Source organism: Microcystis aeruginosa FD4 (assembly GCF_009792235.1).
Classification (GTDB): domain Bacteria; phylum Cyanobacteriota; class Cyanobacteriia; order Cyanobacteriales; family Microcystaceae; genus Microcystis; species Microcystis viridis.
In genome coordinates, this window is the sequence record NZ_CP046973.1 from 3,324,254 (window position 1) to 3,348,469 (window position 24,216).

Annotated in this window: 23 protein-coding genes; 12 read left to right on the top strand and 11 right to left on the bottom strand. The window is 40.9% G+C overall.

The features are described from left to right. Positions 1–37: 37 nt before the first annotated feature. Genes GQR42_RS16715 through GQR42_RS16725 form a run of 3 tightly spaced genes read left to right on the top strand, consistent with a single transcriptional unit; the run spans position 38 to position 2,435 of the window. A complete protein-coding gene (locus GQR42_RS16715) occupies positions 38–430 on the top strand; it encodes a MerR family transcriptional regulator (RefSeq protein ID WP_158200804.1) in 393 nt (130 codons plus the stop codon). A 5-nt stretch (positions 431–435) separates the two neighbouring features. Continuing rightward, positions 436–1,656, top strand: coding sequence for a hypothetical protein (locus GQR42_RS16720; RefSeq protein ID WP_158200805.1), 1,221 nt, complete (start codon positions 436–438; stop codon positions 1,654–1,656). Continuing rightward, positions 1,653–2,435, top strand: coding sequence for a hypothetical protein (locus GQR42_RS16725; RefSeq protein WP_158200806.1), 783 nt, complete (start codon positions 1,653–1,655; stop codon positions 2,433–2,435). Before GQR42_RS16720 ends, GQR42_RS16725 begins: the two co-directional genes overlap by 4 nt. A 229-nt stretch (positions 2,436–2,664) precedes the next feature. On the opposite strand, the gene GQR42_RS16730 is transcribed toward GQR42_RS16725, so the two are convergent. Together GQR42_RS16730 and GQR42_RS16735 are read right to left on the bottom strand one after the other, a co-directional pair. After that, positions 2,665–4,080 (bottom strand): mechanosensitive ion channel domain-containing protein, encoded by a 1,416-nt coding sequence (locus GQR42_RS16730; RefSeq protein WP_158200807.1) that lies wholly within the window; start codon positions 4,078–4,080, stop codon positions 2,665–2,667. A gap of 9 nt (positions 4,081–4,089) precedes the next feature. Further along, a complete protein-coding gene (locus GQR42_RS16735) occupies positions 4,090–4,740 on the bottom strand; it encodes a nitroreductase family protein (protein ID WP_158200808.1) in 651 nt (216 codons plus the stop codon). A 192-nt stretch (positions 4,741–4,932) separates the two neighbouring features. Here GQR42_RS16735 and GQR42_RS16740 point away from each other — a divergent pair, with 192 nt between their 5' ends. Continuing rightward, entirely contained in the window at positions 4,933–6,156 is a 1,224-nt protein-coding gene (locus tag GQR42_RS16740) for an RNA-guided endonuclease InsQ/TnpB family protein (protein ID WP_158200809.1), read from the top strand. A gap of 147 nt (positions 6,157–6,303) precedes the next feature. Continuing rightward, the gene (locus GQR42_RS16745; protein WP_158200810.1) at positions 6,304–7,728 is read left to right on the top strand and encodes a PP2C family protein-serine/threonine phosphatase; all 1,425 of its coding nucleotides are present in this window, start codon (positions 6,304–6,306) and stop codon (positions 7,726–7,728) included. A 28-nt stretch (positions 7,729–7,756) separates the two neighbouring features. Here the strand turns inward: GQR42_RS16745 and GQR42_RS16750 are convergent, their stop codons facing one another. Continuing rightward, on the bottom strand, positions 7,757–8,998 hold the full coding sequence (locus tag GQR42_RS16750) for an AmpG family muropeptide MFS transporter (RefSeq protein ID WP_158200811.1): 1,242 nt from the start codon (positions 8,996–8,998) through the stop codon (positions 7,757–7,759). Positions 8,999–9,306: 308 nt separating this feature from the next. Between GQR42_RS16750 and GQR42_RS16755 the strand changes: the two genes are divergently transcribed. After that, positions 9,307–9,927: a GNAT family N-acetyltransferase gene (locus tag GQR42_RS16755; RefSeq protein WP_158200812.1), complete on the top strand. Its 621-nt coding sequence runs from the start codon at positions 9,307–9,309 to the stop codon at positions 9,925–9,927. On the opposite strand, the gene GQR42_RS16760 is transcribed toward GQR42_RS16755, so the two are convergent. Together GQR42_RS16760 and GQR42_RS27850 are read right to left on the bottom strand one after the other, a co-directional pair. Then, a complete protein-coding gene (locus GQR42_RS16760; RefSeq protein ID WP_199273346.1) occupies positions 9,917–10,102 on the bottom strand; it encodes a hypothetical protein in 186 nt (61 codons plus the stop codon). The genes GQR42_RS16755 and GQR42_RS16760 overlap by 11 nt on opposite strands. Continuing rightward, positions 10,021–10,245, bottom strand: coding sequence for a hypothetical protein (locus GQR42_RS27850; RefSeq protein ID WP_199273200.1), 225 nt, complete (start codon positions 10,243–10,245; stop codon positions 10,021–10,023). The genes GQR42_RS16760 and GQR42_RS27850 overlap by 82 nt, the downstream gene beginning before the upstream one ends. A gap of 186 nt (positions 10,246–10,431) precedes the next feature. Between GQR42_RS27850 and GQR42_RS16765 the strand changes: the two genes are divergently transcribed. Next, positions 10,432–11,844, top strand: coding sequence for an LCP family protein (locus tag GQR42_RS16765; RefSeq protein WP_158200814.1), 1,413 nt, complete (start codon positions 10,432–10,434; stop codon positions 11,842–11,844). Positions 11,845–11,867: 23 nt separating this feature from the next. Here GQR42_RS16765 and GQR42_RS16770 read toward each other — a convergent pair whose 3' ends face one another. Beyond that, positions 11,868–12,554 carry a Uma2 family endonuclease gene (locus tag GQR42_RS16770; RefSeq protein ID WP_199273201.1) on the bottom strand — a complete coding sequence of 229 codons (687 nt, stop codon included), beginning with the start codon at positions 12,552–12,554 and terminating at the stop codon, positions 11,868–11,870. 32 nt (positions 12,555–12,586) lie between these two features. Then, positions 12,587–13,279 carry a Uma2 family endonuclease gene (locus tag GQR42_RS16775; protein WP_158200815.1) on the bottom strand — a complete coding sequence of 231 codons (693 nt, stop codon included), beginning with the start codon at positions 13,277–13,279 and terminating at the stop codon, positions 12,587–12,589. Positions 13,280–13,434: 155 nt separating this feature from the next. On the opposite strand from GQR42_RS16775, the gene GQR42_RS16780 reads away from it, so the two are divergent. Next, the gene (locus GQR42_RS16780) at positions 13,435–14,076 is read left to right on the top strand and encodes a Uma2 family endonuclease (protein ID WP_158200816.1); all 642 of its coding nucleotides are present in this window, start codon (positions 13,435–13,437) and stop codon (positions 14,074–14,076) included. 139 nt (positions 14,077–14,215) lie between these two features. Then, a complete protein-coding gene (locus GQR42_RS16785; RefSeq protein ID WP_158200817.1) occupies positions 14,216–14,719 on the top strand; it encodes a hydrogenase maturation protease in 504 nt (167 codons plus the stop codon). On the opposite strand, the gene GQR42_RS16790 is transcribed toward GQR42_RS16785, so the two are convergent. The 4 genes from GQR42_RS16790 to GQR42_RS16805 all read right to left on the bottom strand — a co-directional run bounded on the left by GQR42_RS16790 (position 14,646) and on the right by GQR42_RS16805 (position 20,583). Further along, on the bottom strand, positions 14,646–16,328 hold the full coding sequence (locus GQR42_RS16790) for a mechanosensitive ion channel family protein (protein ID WP_158200818.1): 1,683 nt from the start codon (positions 16,326–16,328) through the stop codon (positions 14,646–14,648). The genes GQR42_RS16785 and GQR42_RS16790 overlap by 74 nt on opposite strands. 3 nt (positions 16,329–16,331) lie before the next feature. Continuing rightward, positions 16,332–17,429, bottom strand: a complete 1,098-nt coding sequence (locus tag GQR42_RS16795; protein WP_158200819.1) for a saccharopine dehydrogenase family protein — start codon at positions 17,427–17,429, stop codon at positions 16,332–16,334. 271 nt (positions 17,430–17,700) lie between these two features. Further along, a complete protein-coding gene (locus tag GQR42_RS16800; protein ID WP_158200820.1) occupies positions 17,701–19,140 on the bottom strand; it encodes a sensor histidine kinase in 1,440 nt (479 codons plus the stop codon). Positions 19,141–19,260: 120 nt separating this feature from the next. Continuing rightward, positions 19,261–20,583: an RNA-guided endonuclease InsQ/TnpB family protein gene (locus GQR42_RS16805; protein WP_158200821.1), complete on the bottom strand. Its 1,323-nt coding sequence runs from the start codon at positions 20,581–20,583 to the stop codon at positions 19,261–19,263. Positions 20,584–20,648: 65 nt separating this feature from the next. On the opposite strand from GQR42_RS16805, the gene tnpA reads away from it, so the two are divergent. The 3 genes from tnpA to GQR42_RS16820 all read left to right on the top strand — a co-directional run bounded on the left by tnpA (position 20,649) and on the right by GQR42_RS16820 (position 24,190). Then, entirely contained in the window at positions 20,649–21,041 is a 393-nt protein-coding gene (tnpA, locus tag GQR42_RS16810) for an IS200/IS605 family transposase (protein ID WP_158200822.1), read from the top strand. A gap of 667 nt (positions 21,042–21,708) precedes the next feature. Further along, positions 21,709–23,055, top strand: a complete 1,347-nt coding sequence (locus GQR42_RS16815; protein WP_158200823.1) for a glycoside hydrolase family 10 protein — start codon at positions 21,709–21,711, stop codon at positions 23,053–23,055. A 385-nt stretch (positions 23,056–23,440) separates the two neighbouring features. Further along, complete coding sequence (locus tag GQR42_RS16820) at positions 23,441–24,190, top strand: N-acetylmuramoyl-L-alanine amidase (protein ID WP_158200824.1); 750 nt, start codon at positions 23,441–23,443, stop codon at positions 24,188–24,190. The last annotated feature ends 26 nt before the right edge of the window (positions 24,191–24,216 follow it).

The window sequence follows — 24,216 nt, forward strand, 5'->3', positions numbered from 1 at the left end:
TATCATGGGGAAACGATAGGATTAAGGAGCAAAAATAATGCTCAAAATCGGTCAACTTTCCCGAGAAAGTGGTGTTTCGATTAAAACGATTCGTTATTACGAGGAATTAGGACTAATTCAGTCCCCTGAGAGGACAGAGGGACAATTTCGCCTATTTACTCCCGATACTGTCCATCGCTTGCTATTTGTCAAGAGATTACAATCTTTGGGTTTGAGTCTGCAAGAGATCCGCGAATGTTTAGTAATTCATGACCATGGTCAGTTACCCTGTGGAGATATTCAGGAGAAATTAATTAAACATATTGCTGAGATCGATCAACAAGTGGAACAATTGCTTTTATTGCGTCAACAATTAACCGAAACCCTGCAAGAATGGACGGATACACCTGTAAAAGACAATCAATTTATTTGCCCTAATCTCAAGGTTTAACTATCATGAAAAAGTTGATTTTATTGGTAACTGTAGCACTGATTTCTACTCCTGTAATTGCTCAACATTTACATTTTGATTCACCTCAAACTCATACTTTACAAGCAATTCCTGACAATATACCAGCTTGGATGTATAACAAGCAACGTAATCATATTTATCCCCAAAGAGGGATTTATAACAATGCAATTTATAATGTCAGAGATTTAGCTTTAGACTTGAATGCGATCGCTGTTGGTCATGCCTTTGCTTACGAAGATATCGTAACGGGAAAAGCGAAAGATTTAGAAACTAAGACATACCAAAAAATTAATTGGGTTTTAAAAAATCCGCCTAAATTTATGCCCGACGAGGGTAATATTTCCCCAACTTTTGGCAGAAAATATGGTGTTTTAGAACAGGTTTTCGAGTGGGCGCATATTTTCCATGCTCAAACCGTTGATGTTTTAGCCAGTAGCAAATTAACTAACAAGGAAAAAGAAGCAGAAATTGAAAAATTATATCAATTTTACTTGACAAAAGTTCCCTATGCTATTAGCGGATTACCGATGAATATGGGTTATCTGGATTCCCAGCCTTATTCTCAAGCTTTTCGCCAGAAATATCCGAAAGTTAATGGCTTATTTTGGGGCTACCATTGGTTACAAGGCACAATGTATGACTTGCTCTATGAGAAGACGCTAGAAGAACAAAAACAAGCTTATAAACAGGTAGGAAAACAATACCATAGTCAGGAATTGTATCGCACTGATCGAGCTTTTATGCCGATGTTTGCCGAACTTAGTCCCAAGTTTGCCCGACGTTTTCCCGAAATATCTAACACCTTCGATAACCTGCATATGTTGCACGATATGGTTAATGATATTCTGGCATCAGATTGGCTAACTCCCCAACAAAAAGACGAACAAATTACCCGCGCTATTTGGTTAGTAATGGCTGCTAATCACCAAGGAATGGAAGCAGGAAAAAATTATGGTGGTGAAGGACTACACGATCATCGTTTTGAGTCAGGAATTCCGGGGATGGGATTAATGCCAGCAGATATTTCTCACGAAGATCATAATCACGAAAATCCTCATAATTCTGAGAAAAAACCTGATAATTCTCAGGGACATGAGGGGGGAGATCACCAACACCATAACCACGAAAATTACTCTCCAGAAAACCCTCCTAATACGGATAAAAAACCTGACGACAGCAATGATCAAGAGGAACTGAAAAAATGAGAAGATTTTTATTAATTGCTGTGGGTTTAGTTGCCAGTTTAACTAATCCAGTTTTTGCCAACGATCATAACAATCTTGATTCCGGTCGTCCCCTTTCTTTTGATGATGCTGAAAGTATTGGTTTTGGGGAACAATCGATAGAATTTGGAGGAAGTCTAGTCTTTCCTGAAAATAGTAATCTTGGGGGTGAGTTTGATATTGAATACCTCAACGGTATTATTCGCAATGGTCATATTATTATCGGCATCGATCCGCAAGTGGGAGGACGAGTTAGTAGTGATGATACGGATTTTGATGTGGGAAATTTATCTGTAGGTTTTTTCTATAATTTCAATCGTGAATACCATAATGTTCCCGCTTTTGCCATTCGTACCGATTTAGGATTACCGACGGGAAATAATGCTAGGGGATTATATTTTCGTCTGCGGGGAATTGCCAGTAAAACTGTTGGTCAATTCCATCGCTTGCATCTTAATCTCGATTTAAACATAAAAACTGACCCCGATAACGGCGATCGATCTTTTTTACCCGCTGCAATTCTGGGTTATTCGCGACCGATTGGTTATCCGAAACGCTTCGATCAAACTTTTTTAGCAGAATTGGGCGTAATTACCAGCGATAATAGTAATGGTGGCGTTTTAATTCGCACTGGTATGGGAATTCGTCAGCAAATTCATCGCCAAGGTGTGATCGATTGGGGTATCGAGGGGGATATTGCTACTAATGGCCATGATCAAAGTCAATTAAAGTTAAAAATCGGTTATTCTTTCAGATTTTAGTATTTTTCCATAGGCTGCTATTAAAAGCTAAAATAGATGAAGTATAACTTAAATTTTGGTTTGACTGGGAGTAGGAGGGGGTTTGGATGTCCACATCTTCTCATCCCTGAAAACAACAGGGATATCTTATCAGTTGTCCGCAGGTAGCGACTCCCTATTCTCAGCTTCCTACCTCATCATTAAGATAACTGCTATAGGAGAAAGGCTGTAAATCTGTTGTCATCCGCTTTTAAGCCGCAAAAAAGCTCTTTAACCGTTGTTGCAGCCAAGAAACGGGGTTTTTCAGGTCTTCCGAGTCTAAAAGCCCCATTTCTCGCAATTTCTGCTGACATTCGCGCAATTCCTCTTGACGTTGGGCGAGTGCCTGAGTGAATTCCTCCGCTAGAGCCGGATAAGTAGTGATAAGATGCTGAAACCCCTGACGATCGAGCAAAAATAACAAGGTTTCCCCTACTGCTTGCATAGTAGTGGGATAGGGAACCTCTAACATTAACGGTAATTCCCCAAAATATTGACCTTTATTAAAAGTAAAAATTTTACGACTGATTTTATCGTTTTCATAAAAAGCATCCACTTGTCCCTGCAAAACAATACAGAAATAATTAGTTCTTTCTCCCTGTCTAATTAAAATATCCCCGTCCTGGAGATGTTTACGACAACCCATTTCAATTAATACACGCAATTGCAGATCGTTAAAATGTTTAAAGTAACTCACCTCCAATAACATTTCTTTTAACGATAGCGGTTTTGAAGGTTTAACTATCTCCTGATCCTGTTCCTTAACTGCCTCAAAACTGTCGGTATTATGCAACCATAACTCTCGCTGGGGAAAAGGAATCGTTATGCCCCGATGACGCAGATTATGCTCGATAATGAAGTGTAGGGAACTTCTCAGAAAAACGGCCTGTTCGACTTTTTCCACCCATACCCACAACTCAAAATTTAAAGCACTATCACCAAAACCGTTAAAAATCACCTTGGGAAGCGGATTAAAGGCAATTTCTCCCGACATATAGGCTGATTGCAACAGAATTTCCGTTACTATTAAAGGATCTGTACCGTAGGCAACTCCCACCGGCACAATGACTCGAATGCGCGAGTCGGGATAATGCCAATTCTGGACGCGATTGCTAGTTAAGATTGTGTTAGGAACGATTAACTCTGCACCATCAACAGTGCGAATGGTGGTAGAACGAATCGATATTTCCCGGATATAACCCTTTGTTTGCTCAAATTCGATAAAATCGCCCACTTTTAACTTGCGTTCCACCAACAAAGTTAAACCACTGGTGAGATTTTTGGTTAACTCCTGCAAACCGAAACCGATACCCACCCCCAAACCACCGGCTAAAACAGCGATCGAAGCGAGATTGAATCCAGTCAATTGTAGGGCGATAATATAACCAAAAGCCCCAAAAGCAAAACTAGCCAGAGTTGCGATCGCTTCTCGATTACCCTCATCAAAACCGATACTTTTCAGCAGACGATTTTTCAGTAAACTTTTAAAAGCGATCGTCAGACAGGTGACTAGAACAAGCAGTACAAGAGTACCGATAATCCAACCAAGAGTGATGGAAACTCCCCCAGCGCGCCAAAGGGGAGTGTTAAAAAAGGGCGTTAACCAAGCTGAGGGAGAGAAAGTCATCGCTAAAGTTTAGATTTGATAGGGATTACCCAAGCGATCTACAAAAACATTGTAATCTAAGGGTAAACGCCCTGGATTAAGCCGCGGTTCCGCCGCGTAACCGATGGGAACGACAACAGCGATCGCCAGATGGGGATGATCGGCAGCACCAATCACAGCTTTTACCTTGTCCTCGATCCAACCGTTGAGAAAACAACTAGATAAACCGAGACTTTCAGCAGCCAAAACCAGATGAGTAGCGGCGATCATGGCATCCTTAATCGCGTATTCCCGGGTTTTTTCGCCTAAATTCTTTTGAAATCCCGGGATTGCCTGTTGAAAATATTTTACCGTGCCTTCGCTCCAAGCACCCGTACTGAGAGCCTGTTCATAGATGGGGGTTAGATCTCCTCCTCCTGCGGCAGCATCAGCAGCAAAGACAAAAGTAACCGGCGCTTGGATAATTTGCTTTTGTCCCCAAGCGGCCTCGGCTAAAGCGGCCTTTTGTGCCTCATCTTGTACTAAAATAATTCGCCAATCTTGGATGTTGAAACTACTAGGTGCGGCAACGGTTAATTCTACTAGGGTTTTTAGCAGTTCTGGGGCGATCGGATCGGTGGTAAAATTTTTAATAGAACGACGTTGATTAATCGCCGTAGGAACATCGAGAGGCAAGGTCATAAAGTCAGTTGATCGAGTTACATATTTCTAATTATTATAGGGTCAAGCTATCAGCCTCAGACTTCGGTGTGACCAAAAATTTGGGTACAAGCCGCGCCATGCCCGCGCAGGGTCGGGCGGCTTTTAAAATATTAAGTTGCCATTTTATTTCCTTTGTGCTAAAATATTGATACTCAGTCAAGCAGTGTCAAAATGTTTGTACTAGAATACAAAGTTAAGCCAAAACCTAATCAGATAGAAGCCATTAATGAGGCAATACGAACAACCCAATTTGTTCGGAATAAAGTTCTGCGTTATTGGATGGATAATCGGGGTGTTGGCAAAACAGAGTTATTTCGGTACAACACAGCATTAAGAAAAGAGTTTAAATTTGTTGATGATTTAAACTCCCATGCTTGCCAGACTGCCGTAGAAAGAACCTTGCGGGCAATTACTCGGTTTTACGATAATTGCCAAAATCAAGTTAAAGGAAAGAAAGGCTACCCTAAGTTTAAAAAACATTCCCGTTCTGTTGAGTATAAAGTATCTGGATGGAAGCTATCAAAAGATAAACGTCATATTACCTTTACAGACAAAAAAGGTATTGGGACTCTTAAACTGATTGGTTCTAGAGATATTAATTACTATCAACCAGAACAGATTAAACGGGTAAGAATCCTTAATCGTGCCGATGGTTATTATGTGCAGTTTTGCCTTAAATTAGACCCCAGAGACAGGGTTAAGCCTTTAACACCTTCCCAGAAAGCCACTGGGATTGATGTGGGATTAAAGTTTTTCTTAGTAGATAGCGAAGGCCATCAAATTGATTGTCCGAACTACTATCGAAAAGCTGAAAAACAATTAAACCGATTAAATAAAAAAAAGTCAAAGAAATACCGTAAGGGTAAAAAACAATCTCGTAATTATCACAAAGCTAGAAAGCGATATGCTCGGAAACATTTAAGAGTAAGTAGGCAACGAGAAGAGTTTGTCAAGAGTGTGGCACTCCGTTTAGTTAAGTCTAACGACTTGATCGTCTATGAAAACTTGAATATCAAAGGCATGGTCAAAAATCGTCATTTAGCGAAGTCGATAACCGATGCAGGATGGTCTGTTTTTAGGCAATGGCTAGAGTATTTTGGGGACAAATACGGCAAGTTAACTATAGCTGTCTCACCTCATAATACGTCTCAAAATTGTTCTAATTGTGGACAAAAAGTCCAAAAGTCGCTATCTACTCGAACCCATGTTTGTCCTCATTGTGGATATACAGATTGTCGAGATAGAAACGCCGCTTTAAACATCTTGCAAAAGGGATTAAGTAGCGTGGGGCGCACGCAAACTTTAAACGCTTCGGGAGAGATTCCCTCTTGGTTGGTTGGAGAAATCCTGCTTGCTAACGGAGACTCAATGAACGAAGAATCCCCGTCTCTTTAGACGGGGAGCGTCAAAAAACGGAAATAGTAAAACATCAGGGTTAAATTGTGGCAGTCAGAAAAAGATCAACTATACTGTTAGACTTAAACAGGTCATAACCCAATGACCATCTAGCTATAATCATGTCACCGCCACAAAAATCATTTTATGCTTTCTGAGCCGGAACCGAGCGACACCCTCACCACTGCCACCGTCAATATGGGCGATCAAAATACCGATATCAAGCCAATTTTAGCCTTAAAAGAGTTGGTCGCTAGTTTATATCGCGAACAAAACAAAGTTCAAAATCTCTTAAGTTCCCTCGGTTTTGCCCTGCGGAGTTTCAATAATTTAAACCAATTCCTCGATCTTACCCCCTTGATGGCCGCACGAGTGGCAGATGCAGAAGGAGGGGCGTTGATTTTGAGCAAAAATAACGGTCAAGTGGTGCTCGATCAACTCCATTGCCAAGATAATCAAATTAATGGGGAACTACGCCGACAATTAGAGGCAATTATCCGACAATTAAACCAAGAAGCGGCATTTGAGAATAAAAATAGTCGATCGCTCCTCGATAGTCTCGACCATAAAATCCGGCAAACTCTCGGGCAGGGTACACAGGTGTATAGTACACCTGTTTTGGTAAAAAATAGTGAGCGGGGACGTTTATACGTTTTCAGTCGCAATCCCGATTATGGTTGGACACCCACCCGTCGTAAACTGTTGCAGCTAGTGGCCGATCAAACGGCGGTGGCTATAGCTAATAATGAATTAACGATCGAATTGCGTGCCAAGGAACGTCAGGATCGAGAGTTAGAAATCGCTGCCGAAATCCAAAATCGTCTTTTACCCCGGCAATGTCCGAAAATTCAGGGGGTAGAATTGGCAGCCCACTGCAAAACGGCTAATCGTGTTGGTGGCGATTATTATGATTTTATCCCCTGCAACTACGATCAATTTAAACCGGCCAGGGAGGCGGAAAGGGAAGCTAGTACCGCTCCTTGGAGTATAGTCATCGGTGATGTCATGGGTAAAGGTGTCCCAGCAGGATTATTGATGACCATGACCCGGGGAATGTTGCGAGCGGAAGTATTAAATCGTCACTCCCCGGCCCAGATTTTGCGTCATCTCAATCGGGTTATGTATGCCGATCTCGATAACTCTCATCGTTTCGTGACATTATTTTATTCCGAGTATGATCCCCTGACGCGCCGTCTTGGCTACAGTAATGCCGCCCATTATCCCACCCTCTGGTGGCGAGCTAAACGGGGAGAGTTAGAGTCTCTCGACACGGAAGGGACATTAGTTGGTTTAGAGGCCGATTCTATCTATGACGATGCCCAAGTGCAATTAGAAGCGGGAGATACGCTGATTTATTATACCGATGGCTTTACCGATGCAGTCAACTCGAAAGGGGAAAGATTTGATCAGAAAAATTGGCTATCGGCAGTTAAAGAAGCCTGTCAACAGTACAACGATCCCGAACAGATTCTAGAATATTTATTTGGAAAAGTGGCCGCTTTTACTGGGTTAGGAGATGACAGTAGTGACGATATGACTTTAGTCGTTATGCGAGTGAAATCGGAGGAATAAATCATCGGTTTCTAGCTAATAAACTAGCCTAATTCTGCTCTTGCCAGGGAGCAAATAAAGGCAATAAAGCTAACCCTGGTAAAGCGGCAATTACCGTGATTAAAAAGAACCACTGCCAACCGATTGCCGCGGCTAAAACTCCGGCGGGAGCCACCAAAATATCGCGACTAAAGGCCATTAAACTTGATAAAAGGGCGTACTGAGTAGCGGTAAAACGAGCATTACAAAGACTCATTAAAAAAGCCACAAAAGCGGCAGTGCCTAAGCCGCCGCAGAAGTTTTCAATATTAATAGCTAAGACCATAAAAGGATAATTTTGCCCTAAATTTGCTAAAGTAAAATAGGCTAAATTACTAAGAGCTTGCAACACACCAAAAATCCAGAGCGATCGATTAATTCCCCAACGACTTAACAGGGAACCACCTAATAAAACTCCCACCATAGTTGCTATCATGCCCATACCGCCTTGGATCGCCCCGATATCGGTTTGACTGAAACCAGTTTTTAAGAGAAAAGGAGTCACCATATTATTAACTAAAGCATCCCCTAAACGATAGAGAACAATAAAGGCGAGAATGCCGATTCCTTGACCGAATCGATAGCGTTGAAAAAACTCCCAGAAAGGCAACCAAACCGCCGCTAAAAGAGTTTGAGGAGTATCATCCCTAGGGGGAGTAGCTGGGGCGAAAAAAGACCAAATAATCGTTAAAGCCATCAATCCAGCTAGGAAAAGATAGACGAGAGGCCAGGGAAAGTGATCAGCTAAAATTAAAGCGATTGAACCGGTTAAAATTAAAGCCAAACGATAACCTAAAACCCCGATCGCCACCCCAGCACCCATCTCCCATTTTTCTAAAATATCTGTGCGATAGGCATCGTAGGCAATATCTTGAGTAGCACTAAAAAAAGCAATCAGTAAAGCATTAATTGCCAATAATTCCCAAGATTGTTTTGGTTGTTGAAAAGCCATGAAACCAATCGCTAAAGTTAAACAAATTTGAGCGATTAAAATCCAACCGCGACGACGACCAAGCAGCGGGGGAAGATAGCGATCAAGTAAGGGAGACCACAGAAATTTGAGAGAGTAGGGGAGAGCGACTAAACTAAATAAACCGATCGATTTCAGATCAACTCCTTCGGTGGTCATCCAAGCTTGCAGGGTGCGACTGGTGAGCAATAAGGGCAATCCGGAAGCGAAACCTAAGAATAACAAAGCCGCCATTTTTTGACTGCGGAACACTTGCAAATAAGCGGAAATTTCTTTGATCATAGAGGGGGGGTAGGAGGATAGATTAGATTAAACAATATAGTTAATTGACCCAAAAAGAAAGAGATTAGTTCTGACCGGCATCGTCCCATCTTAACCATTGCCCGGCGATCAAAAAAAATTCCCGAAAAATAGCGGTCTTTCCCCCAGCCGGGGCTATAGGCAGTAGAATGGATGAGATTTTGATTCAGTAGTCTTGAAAAATTGCGGTCTTCTCCCTAAGATAGATGCTTGATTCCCCCAACTAAATCCCACCCCTATTTAACCTTCCCAGATAAGGACTGCCATCCCCACCTTCCCCGCCGACTCCTGTGATTAAAGTGGACTACTGTTTTATCTCATACCTATTGTCTCATCCCTCCGACTCGGAAGCGACTGGTGACACTGCCGCCATTACCGTCGAGGTGCGTTTGGCCCAAAGCCAAGATCTCAAAACCTTGGCGGAGATTCTCACCGATAGTTTTTTCCCCACGGCCAATTATTGGTCTTTTCTGCGTCCTATCTTTAAATTAGGCATTTACGAGGACTTACGGGGACGATTGCGCGGTGATACCCCTTACTATCACTGTCTGGTAGTCAGTCAAACCAGCGTCACCGCCACGGGTTCTCAGGAAGTTATTGTCGCTACGGCGGAAATCGGCTTAAAATCCAGTTCTTTTTTGGCTGTTCCCATTCCTTATATTTCTAATTTAGCCGTTAGTCCCGATCGCCGGCGTGCCGGTCTGGCCCGGAGATTGCTGCTCAAGTGTGAACAGATCGCTAGAGAATGGGGTTTTGAGGAACTTTCCCTCCACGTTCTCGATAATAATCTAGCAGCCCAGTCACTGTACTTAAGTAGCGGTTATCGTCTGCAAAAAACCGACGGTTGGTTGGTCAATTGGTTATTTAATCGACCACAAAAGTTATTTCTGCACAAGAAAATCAGCCATTGAGGAGATAGGAGATAGGAGATAGGAGATAGGAGACTCCGAGACAGGTTTTAGGTGTTGGGGGTTGGAGTTTTGGGGTTTTGGGGTTTTGGGGTTTTAGTTCAATTTCCCCACTTCCCCACTTCCCCACTTCCCCACTTCCCCACTTCCCCACTTCCCCACTTCCCCACTTCCCCATCCCCCCACTTCCCCACTTCCCCACTTCCCCATCCCCCCACTTCCCCATCCCCCCACTTCCCCACTTCCCCACTTCCCCACTTCCCCACTTCCCCACTTCCCCACTTCCCACACCCCACACCCACGAAAAACTTTTTGCTGCAAAGCCTAGATATTTCTCCAAAATTGCGATGCAGAACAATTATAAGGAAAAATTCTGCTATATTATCTGCTAACTCTCTAGAAAACCCGATTAGTTTCATAATCTTTTCCGGGTATCTGAGAAAACAAATAGTTGATCTCTTTAAATATGGTTTTAGGGAGATACTTAGTGACTGTGTGAGGCAATTTGTGGTTAATAAGACGAAATCAAGGCTTAAAAGCGCAAAATCAGGCAAATTAGCGGCTAAACCTGTTAAAAAGCGGCGATTGTCCAGTAAATGGTTCCTGACAGCCCTAGGCTTAACCGGCTGCGCCCTAGTTTCCGCTACGGCCGGTGCTATGTTGGCTGTGTCTCTCTCCTCCACACCTTTGCGACAAGCTGCTCTCAGTCCCGAAGAAGCCGCCGCTTTTAACAATCAGCAGGCGATATCCTATCAAAATCTGCAACTTCCCGCCCTCAACCGTCCCGTTAATATTCTGGTAGTTGGCGCGAAAGTGTTGACATCCGATGTCAAGGAGGCACAAACCCCAGATCTGGGTTATCATGCCCCGGTTGATTCCTTGGATGGTTTAACCGATACCATGCTGTTACTGCGTTTTGACCCCCAAAGACAGAAGTTAACCATGCTTTCCATCCCCCGGGATACCCGCACCGATATCGAGGGTTACGGGGAGAAAAAAATCAATGAAGCTAACGCCCTCGGGGGACCTGCTTTAACGGCGGAAACGGTTAGTCATCTTTTGGACGGAGTCGCTATCGATCGCTATATTCGCATTAATGTGCAGGGTGTGGAAAAATTAATTGATGCTTTGGGGGGGGTGACGGTATATGTTCCCAAAGACATGAAGTACAAAGATTTTAGTCAACACCTCTACATTGACCTGAAAAAAGGGGAACAACACCTCAACGGTGAGAAATTCCTCCAGTTTGCCCGTTTTCGTTACGACGCTAACGGCGATATCGGTCGTATCCAACGACAACAGGAATTAATGCGGTCTTTAGTAGAACAAACCCTAAAACCAGCAACTTTATTGAAAATTCCCGATATTATTAAGGTTATCCGCACTCATATCGATACTAATCTCAGTTTAGAGGAGTTACTCGCTCTAGCCGGTTTTGCCTCTAAAACTCAGCGCGCTGATGTGCAAATGCTACTGCTACCAGGGGACTTTAATGGTGATGGTCGGCAAGGGATCAGTTATTGGTTGCCCAATCAAAGTAAAATTCAAGAGCTAGTGGCTCAACATTTTAACCACGGCTCTTTTATGGCTGACATTGAGGAAACCACGCGAACGACTCGCATAGCTGTGGAAGATAGCATCGATAATCCAGAAGCGGTGCAAACTCTAGTCAGATATCTGCGCTCGTTTGGTTATGAAAATGTTTTTGTCTCTAAGTCTTCATCGCCAATTCTAGAAACTACCAAAATTATTGCTCAAAAAGGGGATAATTCCCTGGCTGCTGCCCTGCATAATACCCTTGGTGTCGGGGAAGTTTTGGTGGAAAGTACGGGGAATCTCGCTTCTGATGTGACGATTAAAATCGGTCAAGATTGGCAAGAAAAATCAGCTAATCTTTCTGAGCCATCCCTAGGCAACTAAGAAAAAAATCAAGTTTATCTGGGTTATTTATTAGCCAAAGTTTGACAAAAATCTTGGTGTTCTTGACTAGCTATTCCTTGTTGTAATATTGCCAAAACTGCGGCTAAATTCCCCGATAATAAAGCATTTTTATCTAGCCATAATCCAGGGAAGACTTGGGAGCAAAAGATGTTATTTTGATTAGATTCTAGGGGCAAATATTTCCCATCAGTTAAGCGAAACCAGTCCAATTGAACGTCATAAACTCGCCAAATAATATACTCTTGTACTCCATGGTGACGATAAACTTTGAGTTTTTCGTGTAAATCGTAGGAAGCGGTAGAAGCAGCAATTTCCACGATTAATTCCGGCGCGCCTTCTACATAATCATCTTCACTAATGCTTGATTGTCCACTGGTTTCTATTCTTAATAAAGCATCTGGTTGTGGTTGATTATCCCCATCAAGTCGCACAGTAGTATTATCCAGTGTTTCTACCCCCGGTGTCGCCACTTCGTAGGCAGTTAACCAACCGATAAGATTAGCGTGGGGTTTACCGTGGTTTTTGGCTCTCACTGCGGCTGCCATATAAACAACTCCTGCGATTAATTCAGCTTTTTTTAGCTGTGTCATTGCTTGATAACGGCGCTCGAATTCGGGACGAGTTAATCTATCGCCATTTTCGAGAGGAGGAATAGATACAGGGGAAATTATCGAAGTAGATAAGCTCATAATATTGACCGATAGTTGATATTTTTACCTCGCTAGATGGAATTAGCATTGAGCAAATTTTCTCGAAATATTTGATATTCTTGACTAGCTATTCCTTGCTTTAACACCTCCAAAACTGCGGCTAAATTACCCGATAATAAAGCATTTTTATCCAGCCACAATCCAGGAAAGACTTGGGAGCAAAATATCTTATCTTGATTTGATTCTAGGGGCAAATATTCCCCATCAGTTAAGCGAAACCAATCCAATTCTTGGTCATCTACTCGCCAGATAATATACTCTTGCACTCCATGGCGACGATAAACTTTGAGTTTTTCGTGTAAATCGTAGGAAGCGGTAGAAGCGGCAATTTCCACGATTAATTCCGGCGCACCTTCCAGATAACCATCTTCACTAATGCTTGATTGTCCACCGGTTTCTATTCTTAATAAAGCATCTGGTTGTGGTTCATTATCCCCATCCAGTCGCACAGTAGTATTATCTGCTAATTCTACCCCCGGTGTAACGTACCAATAGTATCCTAACCAAGTGATAATACGAGCGTGAGGATTGCCATGATTTTTGATGCGGACGGGGGATGCCATATAAACAACTCCTGCGATTAATTCAGCTTTTTTTAGCTGTGTCATTGCTTGATAACGGCGCTCGAATTCGGGACTGGTTAATCTATCACCATTTTCGAGAGGGGGAATAATATGGGGGGAAACAGTGTTAGTCGATAGCATAATTTTTGGCTCATCAAGAAACTACTATCAAGGCTTAAGTTTTCTTACCAGACTCAGTTAATTTATCGATTAGGTTAAGCTGGGTATCGAGAGCATCGAAGATATCCTATACTTATTTTACAGCGTTTCTCATCATTTACCTGGAACCTTGCGCCATGTTTGCCTTAGTTTCACCAGATAAAATCGAGCTACCAGCGGGATCCTTAGTGAGATTACCTGCCACCTGGCTAGATTATCAAACTTTGTCTCGGCAAAGGGGCGACAATTCTCGACCTAAAATCAAATATCACAATGGAGAAGTCTTGCTTATGTCTCCACTTCCCAAGCATGGGCGGGATGCCCATTTAATTGCTAATATTATCACCACCTTATTGGATTATCTGGGGCGTGAGTACGAGGCTTTTACTCCCGTAACCATGGAATTACCAGAAACAAGTGGTATTGAACCAGATTATAGTTTTTATATTGACCATTGGCCAGCTATAGCAGGGAAAGCCAGAATTGACTGGGTAAATGATCCTCCCCCCGATTTAGTATTAGAAATTGATGTCACCAGTTACTCGAATGTGGATGATTATTTGCCTTATAAAGTGCCTGAAATTTGGTTGTATCGTCAGAAAAATCTCTATATTTATTGGCTAGAGAATCAAGAGTATATCCCGCGCCATCAAAGTCAATATTTTCCTAACTTTAACCTACAAAATCTAGTTTCTTTCTGTGGGGAAATTGCCGACAATCGCAATAGTAGTATGGCAATTCGTCAACTAAAACAACATCTCGAAGATTTTTATAAGTAGGGAGGCACAATTATTTGTAGGATGGGTTAGCGCACTTCGTAACATGAGCGGGCGTTGGGTTTCATGCTTCAACCCAACCTACGTTCATCTTATATTTAATTCCACTTTGTACCTCATCATTAAGATAACTGCTATAACCATGAATAATTTTAAAATACTGCTCATCGGCTACGGTAATACTTTAAGAAATGATGACGGAGTGGGAGTGAGAATAGCCGAAATTATCGACCAGGAGAATTGGCCTAATGTGCAAGTCATCGCTACCCATCAATTGACTCCTGAGTTAGCAGCCGATATAGCTGATGCTTCCCTAGTTATTTTTGTCGATGCGGTATTATCTAATCAAACTGATATTCAGATAGAAAAATTAGCAGCAGTTACGGAATGGAATAATTTCGGTCATGCAGAAAGTCCCGCTTCTTTATTAGCATTAACTCAAGCAATTTATCAACAAACTCCCAGCACCTGGGGAATATTTATTCCTGCTATTAATTGTGAATTTGGTGAAGAATTATCAACAATAACTGAAAAGGGCTTGACAAAAGCGATTAAAGCTATTAGGAAAATTATTACTTCTGAGGATTTGACTGAATACCAAAAGCAGGACTTTGATAATCTTCCGGCAGATAATTTTCAGGAATAGTGCTGTGATTGCCATCCCGGAGAGCCTTGTAGTGAGGAGACATAATTTCGATACCGACTTCGTTACATTTATCCTGAATATTTTGATGTAATTCAGAATAAATATACACCATTTTGCTAGGATGGTCGGTGTAGGCATTTAGCTGATAGCTGACATAAAAATCATCGAGACTGGTTTGCAAGACAAAAGGAGCAGGTTCTGAGACAATCAATTTGGTTGCTAAGGCCGCTTCTTTCAGGGTTGTGTGAACCTTACGCCAAGGTAAATCATAACCGAGAGTGACTGTGGTTTGCAAAATTAAAGGCTGTTTAAACTCCCTTTGAGAGACGCTAAAGTTAATCACATTGGTGTTTAACAGCGATGAATTAGGAATCGTGATAATTCTATTAGCTGGTGTGCGAATACGGGTGACTAATAATCCTTTTTCAATCACGTCTCCAATAACATCACCAATAGAAATTTTATCTCCTAGTTGAAAAGAGCGAGTATAGATGAGGATAATTCCTCCTACCACGTTAGCAATAGCAGAGGTGGAACCCAAGGAAAATAGCACCCCTAAAAATACCGACACTCCCTGAAAAGCAGGAGAATTAAATCCGGGTAGATAGGGAAAAGCGATGACTATAGCTAAGGCAATTATCAGCAGTGACAGTAAATTATAGGTTGGGTTTGCCCAATCGGGATAGAAACCATGAATTACTAAATTTTCTCTTGCCAAGGCGGTGAAAAATGGTTTAATCGCTCTCAACAGATAGTGAGTTATAAAAATAATTAGCAGTATAATAAAAATATTGGGTAAATATTTGGCTATCTCTTGGGAAAAAACTTCCAAAGCACGGAAAAAGTATTGCAGAAAACCATCACCAAATTTTCTAGTCCAGGGAAAAAGACGAAGGACAAAAGTTAAATAAAAATAGAGAATAGTTAAAATAATCAGAGTGCGGATAAATTGCAAAACTCTTAGGGAAAAAACTCCTATTGTCCTGGAACTAATAATCTCAAAATTTTGGAATCCGACCCCAGGAACTAGGGAGGTGATTAATCTCTGAATCTGGGGAAAAACCCGCGAAGATATAAAAATCATCGTCCAGAAAATTAAGACCGTAGCCAAGGTAGCACTTACCGTCAAAGCTGTATCTTTTAAGAGGTTATCTGGTTGACGTTCTTGACGATAACGGACAATGGCCGCTTTAATCTTTGCTAAAGCTCGTTCAGCCAATACTTCTTGAGTTACTGCGTGTAATTTAGCATCTTTAGCAGTAATAGTAGCAATAACCGTATCTCCCAAAATAATCGAATGGTTTTTGTCTTCAGGATCAATTTTTATGGTTAAATCTTCAGGAGAAAGAGCCTCGTCATCGGCAATTTTTTCAATTCTAGCTGTAATCGATTGCGCTCTTTCTTGCGCTGAAAAAGAACCTATTCCTTGCCGAATAGTAAAAAGTTCTTGATTATCAAGCATGACGGGAAAAACTTCTCCCAAAGTTTCCAGGGGTGTTTCCTGTCCCTGTTTAGCAGGATTATTCTGGGCCGCTATCATCAAGATAGGGGATAAAGTCAGTAACAAAACTAAACAAAACAGCCCTAAGTAACGCCAGATTTTTTTCATCTTCTAAGCCACAATTTCACAGGAGCGATCGAGTTTAATACCTCTTTTTTTCATCGTAGCATGGAATAGTTCTGTGGATAACACCTGTTCCACGGGATAAATCCCGGGTTTTTGGATTTTTGCCGCTAAGATTAATTCTGCCACGCTCCCAGTTCCCCAACCCGCTGCTTGGGCAGTGTTTTCGTGGACCATAGTTGCTTGATAAACTGCGTTTTGCTGCCCTTGCCATCCTGCCACTTTTGCTAACATTGCTACCCCAATTCCCGAAAATTTATCGGTTACTTCTGTCATGCGATAACTAACTTGGGAAAAAAATTCAATTCCCCGAGAGCTTTCTACCCAAGCATCGGGAAAAATATGGGCAGTAATCCAAGTTAAATGATTATAAAAATCGGGAATAGAACCAAATTTTGTGATCACATTTTGCACTGGAAAAGATTCGGCAAAAGTATAGGTTTCTGGCATATCAAACCAATAAACACCAGTTTTACCCAAAGGAGCGGGAAAGTCAATTACTTCTCTAGCAGTATAGGGTTTAATCTCTTGCCATTTTCCCTCAATCCAAGCTAAAAAAGGCTTTTTTAAACCGAGAAAAGTTGTCCGCATCACAGTTAATCCCGCACCTCCTGAACCGGCTACGGCATAATTTAAACGGATCGTTTCTACCCTATCTAACTGTTCCACTCCCTCCCGCACTATACTATTAGAAATACCGGGAAAAATTCCCGTATTAACCACGGCAGTTATTCCCGCTTTTATTGCTAATTCTCGATAGGGGATTAACTTTTGATAAAAAGAACGATGATCACTAACATCAATATAATTGACTTTTTCTTCGATGCAAATTTTTACTACCCTGCCATCGCGATAATGAAAGGGACCGGCACAATGAATGACTAAATCACTATTTTTAATTGCCTGTCTAAGCTTGTCTATTTCTTCTAAATCTAAAGCCAAAAACTGCATTCTTGGCAGTAATTTAATCGCTTTTTCCTTGCGTCCAGTGATAATAATTTTAGCTGCAGTATGATTAATAATGTCTAGGGCGACACTTTGACCAATGCGACCAGTGCCACCTAAAATTAAAACAGTTTTTTCCATGGCAACTATTAATAATGTTTGGGGTGCATCTCAATTCTGGAGAAATAGGTAGATGACATTTTGGGCGCACGCGGTGCGCCCCTACCATTGGTGCAATAATATTATCGTAGGGGCGAATTGCATTCGCCCTCTTTGAACAACTTCTGCTGCTCACCTATAGGTGAGAGAAAATCACAAATATGAGATGCCCCCAATGTTTGTTGCCCCATTATAGCATCCTCTTGGCAAGTTTGCCTATTTTCCAAGATGAAAATTTTAGAATAATCTCAACTTATTTACTGCGTCCTAGGGGCAAGAAAATGGTTAAAATCTCACCTTCTTCGGGTTTTTGACGCACAATAAATTTACCTCCCAAAGCTTGAAAAAGGTTTTTAGTTACCTTCATATTCAGACTTAAACTACCCGTTTCTGGTTGAAACATTAAGACTTTTCCTAAAGCTTTGAGGGTAAGATTAGGCGATTTTACCTGAGTTTGGAACTGCATTTTTAATTGATTTCCTGCCGTTGATATATGTACTTGCAACAGGCCACCACTAGCCATACTGCGAGTACATTTTTCCACGACTCCATTTAACATTTGATCCAATAAACTCGGGTCGCTAATTACCGAAGGTAATTTTTTCGGTACATTAACTTCTAAATTGACATTGCGCCGTTTGGCTTGTTTTTGCCACCGGGGAATACTATCTTGAAAGACCTTTTCTAGAGCAATTGGAATTAATTGAATTGGTTTATCTCCCAGAGGATTAATCCCCAATTCTGCGGCTCGGAAAATTAATTCCATGCGCTGAATTTGTTCACCACATTCTAAATCAATTGTTTCCAAATATTTCTGGACATCTTCCGTTACTTTTGCCCGTTTTAGTAATAATCGGGTAATGGTGCGAATGGTGGTTAAAGGGGTGCGAATTTCGTGGGTTAAAGCGCGCAATAATTCCAAATCACAACCCGATTCTAAATGAGAATTATCTTCCTTTGGGGGAGTGATTTCGCTATTGATAGACGATTTCGTTTTTTTCAGGTCTAAGTTAGACTGGTCGGGTAAATTTTGCAGTAATTGGCGACTAAATTGGCTAACTAGACGATAATCCGGCGAGGGACTGCCATTAACCTCGATAATTGCCTCTAAAGTCTCGATTTGCGGATAACGCAGATTAACTAATCGTTGCCGCAACTGCTGCCAAGCTTGCTGAGTGAGGACGGGATCAAAGGAAAATTGAAAAGAGGACAAACCCCACTGATCTTCGCCTAAAACCAGCAAAAGAGAGAAACTTTCGCTAAAAACCAGACAAAATCTTTCATTAGCAATCGGATCCGTTGGTAAGAGCGGCAATTCATGGATCTCCGTCGGGGAAATATCGGCGGCGGATTTTTCCTGAGAAGGCAATTGCAAACCCAGCCATTGTAAATGTTTTAAAGCTTTAACGGTAAAAACACCGAATTTAAAACCCTTTAAAGCCTTGCTTTCTCTGACTAAAGCCGTCGGACCGGAGAGAATTAAACCCCGACCGGCAGCATTATTTGGGTTTTGTAATAAGATATTTTCTAAAGCTGCGATCGCTGCGAACCATTCACTTTCCGCTTTCAGTTGCGATCGCTTGAGCCATTCCGATAAATTAGGATAAAAAGCATTGGGGGTGAAAGTTTCCCGTTCCTGATGGTCAGTCGGCGGGAAAATATCGCTTAATTTCGGTAAAGACCCCTCTAACATCGTCTTCATCACTGACTAGATACAAATTCCTTACCTAGAATATTACCCCCGTTAATGCTCATCCCATAACGGTAAAACCGAACTCTATTGGCAGTGATATCCGCTTGACATCTCCCTGCGTTAAAACAACAGGGATTCTTTGTGGTGAATAGAAGCGGGTTGAAACTGCGCTTCTATTCGATTACGATATATTTTAGAAAGCCTATCTAACTTATATCGCTGTGGCACTGTCAAAGATGCCCTACCCACCTTATCTAGAGAAACCCCTAGCTGTGTGGCTACTTTTTTGATAATATTGGCTGCACCATTGCAATCAGCATTGATTAACTGACCATTAAAAGCTTTAAACAAACCTCTTTGAATTCTTTTACCTGATGACTGCCACCCTTCGGGTTTTTCACCGAATTTAGGTAGCAAATCATTATCTAAAAAAGAAGCCTTTGAGGTGTAGCTTTCCTCAGTCTCGATCAAATTAATCCCGTACTGTTCACACAATTGCTTAATACGTCCTTTCAGCTTGGCAGTGGGAACTTGAACAAATTCCTGATTAACTTTTTTCCCTAACTCAATAGAATCTTTTTGTCGTTGATTCCATCCAAAGACGATAGTAGAAATGTCATTGTTAAGACACCAATTAATAACAAACCTGGCGGCTTTATTAACGTTATCTCTCATTTGACGATTACGCTTTTCAGTTAAAATAGCCAATTCCTGATCCCAATACCCTTGTGGCTTACCAGTCTTAATTTGAGCAATTCGCTTGTTATACCATTGGTTTTGTGATTTAACTTTTCTCCCGTCAATAACAAAAGACTTGCCCGTATTAGAAACACAGGTTAACCAATTATTTAGCCCGTGATCTATTCCTAGAACCTTATTATTAGGCTTGACTTTCTCTTGAGCGGGTTGCTCGTAAACGCACTCAAGATAAAAACTAAGATTTCTAGGAACAAGTCGAAACTCTTTGATGTCCTCAAATCTTAAATTAGAAGGCATTGGCAGATAAAAACTATCAATCCCAAACCAAGCTTTTACCTGCTCTCCCAAGGAAAACTTTAAGCCTTTTTCGGATTGCTTTACATACCGTGATGGATAGCTTACTACCGCCATTCCTCCTTTTTTTCGATATTTAGGCGGTTTAGGCTTGTTAGGTAACTGCCCTTTATTCCAAAGACTTAAAAGCCCTTTATAGGAAGAAAAAGATTCCGCTACATCATGAAGTAATTGTTGAGCGCAACATGACCGCAGAGATCGAAAATGTGGATGATTTTTCATCTGAGAATCCAGGTGGTATTTCTTGACGTATCGCCCCGCCTTAAAAAGCATCTGCCGGCAATAATAAAGACCACAGTTAGCCAGCTTGTTAGCTTCTTCGCAAATAAACTCTAAGATAGCCCTTATCTCGCTGTCTGCATGAATGAGAACTTGTTGAACTCCATACATTTTGACTTACCTCCTGTATAGAGGATAAGTTGAAAATACACTAATTGTCAAGTGTCAAGAGTACAATGGAAGATTATAGAAGAAATCCTCATTCGGTAACACTGCTTAACTATCACTTTGTCTGGTGTCCAAAACGAAGAAAGGCAGTATTAAAGGGAGACATTAAGTTGAGAGCGCCGTCAATTATTTTTGACCTGTGCCAAGAAAATAACTGGAGATTAATCGCCTTAGAAATCAGGCCAGATCCTATCCATCTATTCCTAGAGTCTGCTCCTAGCTATTCTCCTTCAACAATAATTAAAAGAATTAAAGGGAGACTATCTCATCACTTAAGAAAAGAGTTCCCAGAATTGTTAAAATTACCCACTCTGTGGACTCCTAGTTATTTCTGCTCAACTGCTGGTAACGCCTCTACGGAAACTATTAAAAAATACATTGAGAATCAAACTAATAAATGATACAGGGGGATAAATCCCCTTGTTCGCTCGACTACCATCCGTTTTAACGGATGGCTAACCGTCGCTCACGATTTTTAGGTTTTGAGAGCAGTTATCTTAATGGTGAGGTACAAATAGGTTACACTTCATCTTGATCGGAAAGGCTGTCAATCGGCTTAATGATTGGTAATATAGGTTAGTCCAGTTGATTACCTATGCTGGTTGTGGGTTTAGTAGCTTAATTCAACCTCGATAAGTCTGATATTTAATTACATCTCCCCACTTATGTGTTTTTTTGTTACATTTAAGTATTTTTTGTTTATCTATGGTTATCATAGAGCAAGTTAAATTGTTCCCCAATTATTTCCCTAACCAACCAATCTTTGATCCCAAACCCTTTTGCCTTGACATTACGTCAATGAGAGGAACCATCGGCTCTTGGTTTGCCTGTTTAAGTGTTGCTTTCAAGCTAGGTAAACAGTTGAGTAGCGGTAACTTTTGAGCAATAGTTGGGTTCGGTTATTGACTATATTTTGCCGTGGGCAAATTCTGAGAATTAATCAGAACTAAGTGCGCTTGAGAACGTGGAGTTATTCCCTGTCTCTGCTGCCTTTTGTCTGTTTTCCGAACCTGTCGCTGCTGCGGATTTGAGGTTCATTTATCCTTTGTCTGAGAGAGAGTAAAAAATATGCTGCACATTCATATTCTTCAGGATACGTTTTTCAAGTCTTCCACAGCTTTTTCTGAAACCCTTAATAGTGATCAGAAGTTCTTGATTCAAGCGGGAACTAAATTACCAATTAAATCCTATTTTCGCCAAAATAATCATTATTCTGTCAAGTTAGCCGAAGAACAAGGTTCAGTGGGAAAAGCGGGATTTTTCTTTGATGATCATGTACAAGTAGAAGAAATACGAGGAGTTTGGATCACCAATGTTGACAGTGATATTCTCAAGTCTAAAGATAACTTAAAAGCTGGGTTGGAAAAACTTAAAAATTTAGGTTTTAATACTCTTTATCTAGTAGTTTGGAATAAAGGCTATGTGTTTTTTGAATCACAAATTGCTGATAATATCTTCACTGCTAATGAAGAAAAACTCCAAAAAGTCAACCTTGAAAAAGAGTTAGTCGGTAGAGATATACTAGCAGAAATCATTGAGATTAACCAGACAGAAAAGTATAACTTTCGGATTATTGCTTGGTTTGAATATGGTTTAATGGTTCCTCCGGCTGCTCCCTTAGTTGCCCAAAAACCAGATTGGTTTATGCTTACTCATCAACAGGAAAATACAGTTGATGGTGATGGGAATTGCCGCTTAAATCCTGCTCATCCTGAAGTTAAAGATTTTTGGATTAGTATCATTCGTGAAGTGGTAAAAAACTATGAAATTGATGGTATTCAATTAGATGATCACTTCGCTATTCATCACGCAAAACTCTTGCCTAATGGTACTAAAAATTTTGATTTTAGTATGGGGTTTGACTCCTTTACCATCAAACTTTTTCAAGAGGAAACTGGTTCAGTTAGTCCCTTAAGCAATCCCCAATTAGCGAAATTTAAAGATTGGCGCAAGGAGAAGTTAACTCAGTTAGTGCGATTGATTTTTAAAACCATTAAAGCCGAAAAAGATGATTGTATTCTCTCCATTTCTCCCAATCCTTTAGGATTTTCGATCGATCATGCTTTAGCTGATTGGCAAGCATGGGAAAAAGAGGGATTAATCGAAGAACTGGCATTGCAAACTTATCGTGGAGATGTCCAGAGTTTTGAGAGAGAAATCGATAAATCAGAGGTAAAAGCAGCGCGAGAACATATTCCCACCGTCATCGGTATTCTCACTGGTTTAAAACCCAGTGATAGACGGGTAAATTTCCAATTAATTCAAGCACAAACTCAGGAGACTCGTGAGCGAGATTTTGCTGGTTTTGCCTATTTTTTCTATAGCAGTTTATTAGACCATATTCCCACCACAGAAACTCTGGCTGACAGGGAGAAGAAATTGGCTCAAATTCTGGCTACCGATCAATTTGTCTAATTTATTTATTCATTAAGGAGCTAAGTTATGAGTCAACGGTCTCTTTCAAAAACTGAAAAGTTGGCTGAATGATCCTTGAAATGCAGTTTTATCAGCCTTGGCTATTGCCACAGGAACTAAGCTATTTCATGGCTTGCCCGCTTTAGTCTCTGATACGCTAAAAGCTACAAGGAGTCAAGTTAATAGTTAAGAAAAATAATTGATTGTATGGCTGTTCTAAATTAAGCTTTAGAATAGCATTTTTGCTGCCGAACTTTCTATAAAAATTGCCATAAAACAATAGTAAATTTTTGTAAAAATATAATTTTTATTAGTTTAATTGAGGTAGAGTATATCCAGAGGAATTGACCAATAAATAAACATTGAAGAAACTGGAGGTATACAGATGAAATTTGGAATTGATATGGGTCATAATTGCCCACCTCATGACATTGGCGCATCGGGAGTTAGACAGGAAGATGTTGTTATTAAAGAGGTGGGTACTCGCCTAATTGCTAAATTAGCCGCAGCGGGTCATTCAGTAATTAACTGCACCCCAACCAGTGCCGTTAGTCTTAATGATTCTTTGCGAAAAAGAGCCAATAAAGCCAATAGTAATAACGTTGATATTTTTGTTTCTATTCACTTTAATGCCTTTAACACAAAGGCAATGGGAGCGGAGGTTTATGGTATTAGTCAAACTTCTCAAGCGATCGCTAAATCAGTTTTGACGGAAATTGTCAAGCTAGGATTTAAAAATAGAGGAGTAAAAAATACCCGTTTTTCTGTGTTGGTAAATACTTCAATGCCAGCGATTTTAATTGAATGTTGCTTTGTGGATTCCCAAGCAGACATGGCTCTTTTTGATGCAGAAAAGATGGCAGAAGCGATTAAAGTTGGTTTAATTGGGGATGCTGAGGACAACTCCACACCAGAACCAGCGACCCTAAGAATTACTCAAAAAACTGTTCTTAAACCCTCCACAGAGCAATCTTCTGAATTAGAGGCAAGTACCTTAGTTGAGATTGAACCGGGAGATTATCCGGTGTTAGATGTGCGCCGAGAAGAAAGACATTTTTTTGTGAAATGGCCTGATAAAAGTTTTGGCAATCGGGACGAACATTTTGTGTTTGAAGAGTTTGCCGAAATAGTGTAATAGACCGAAATTTCGGTCTATTCTTA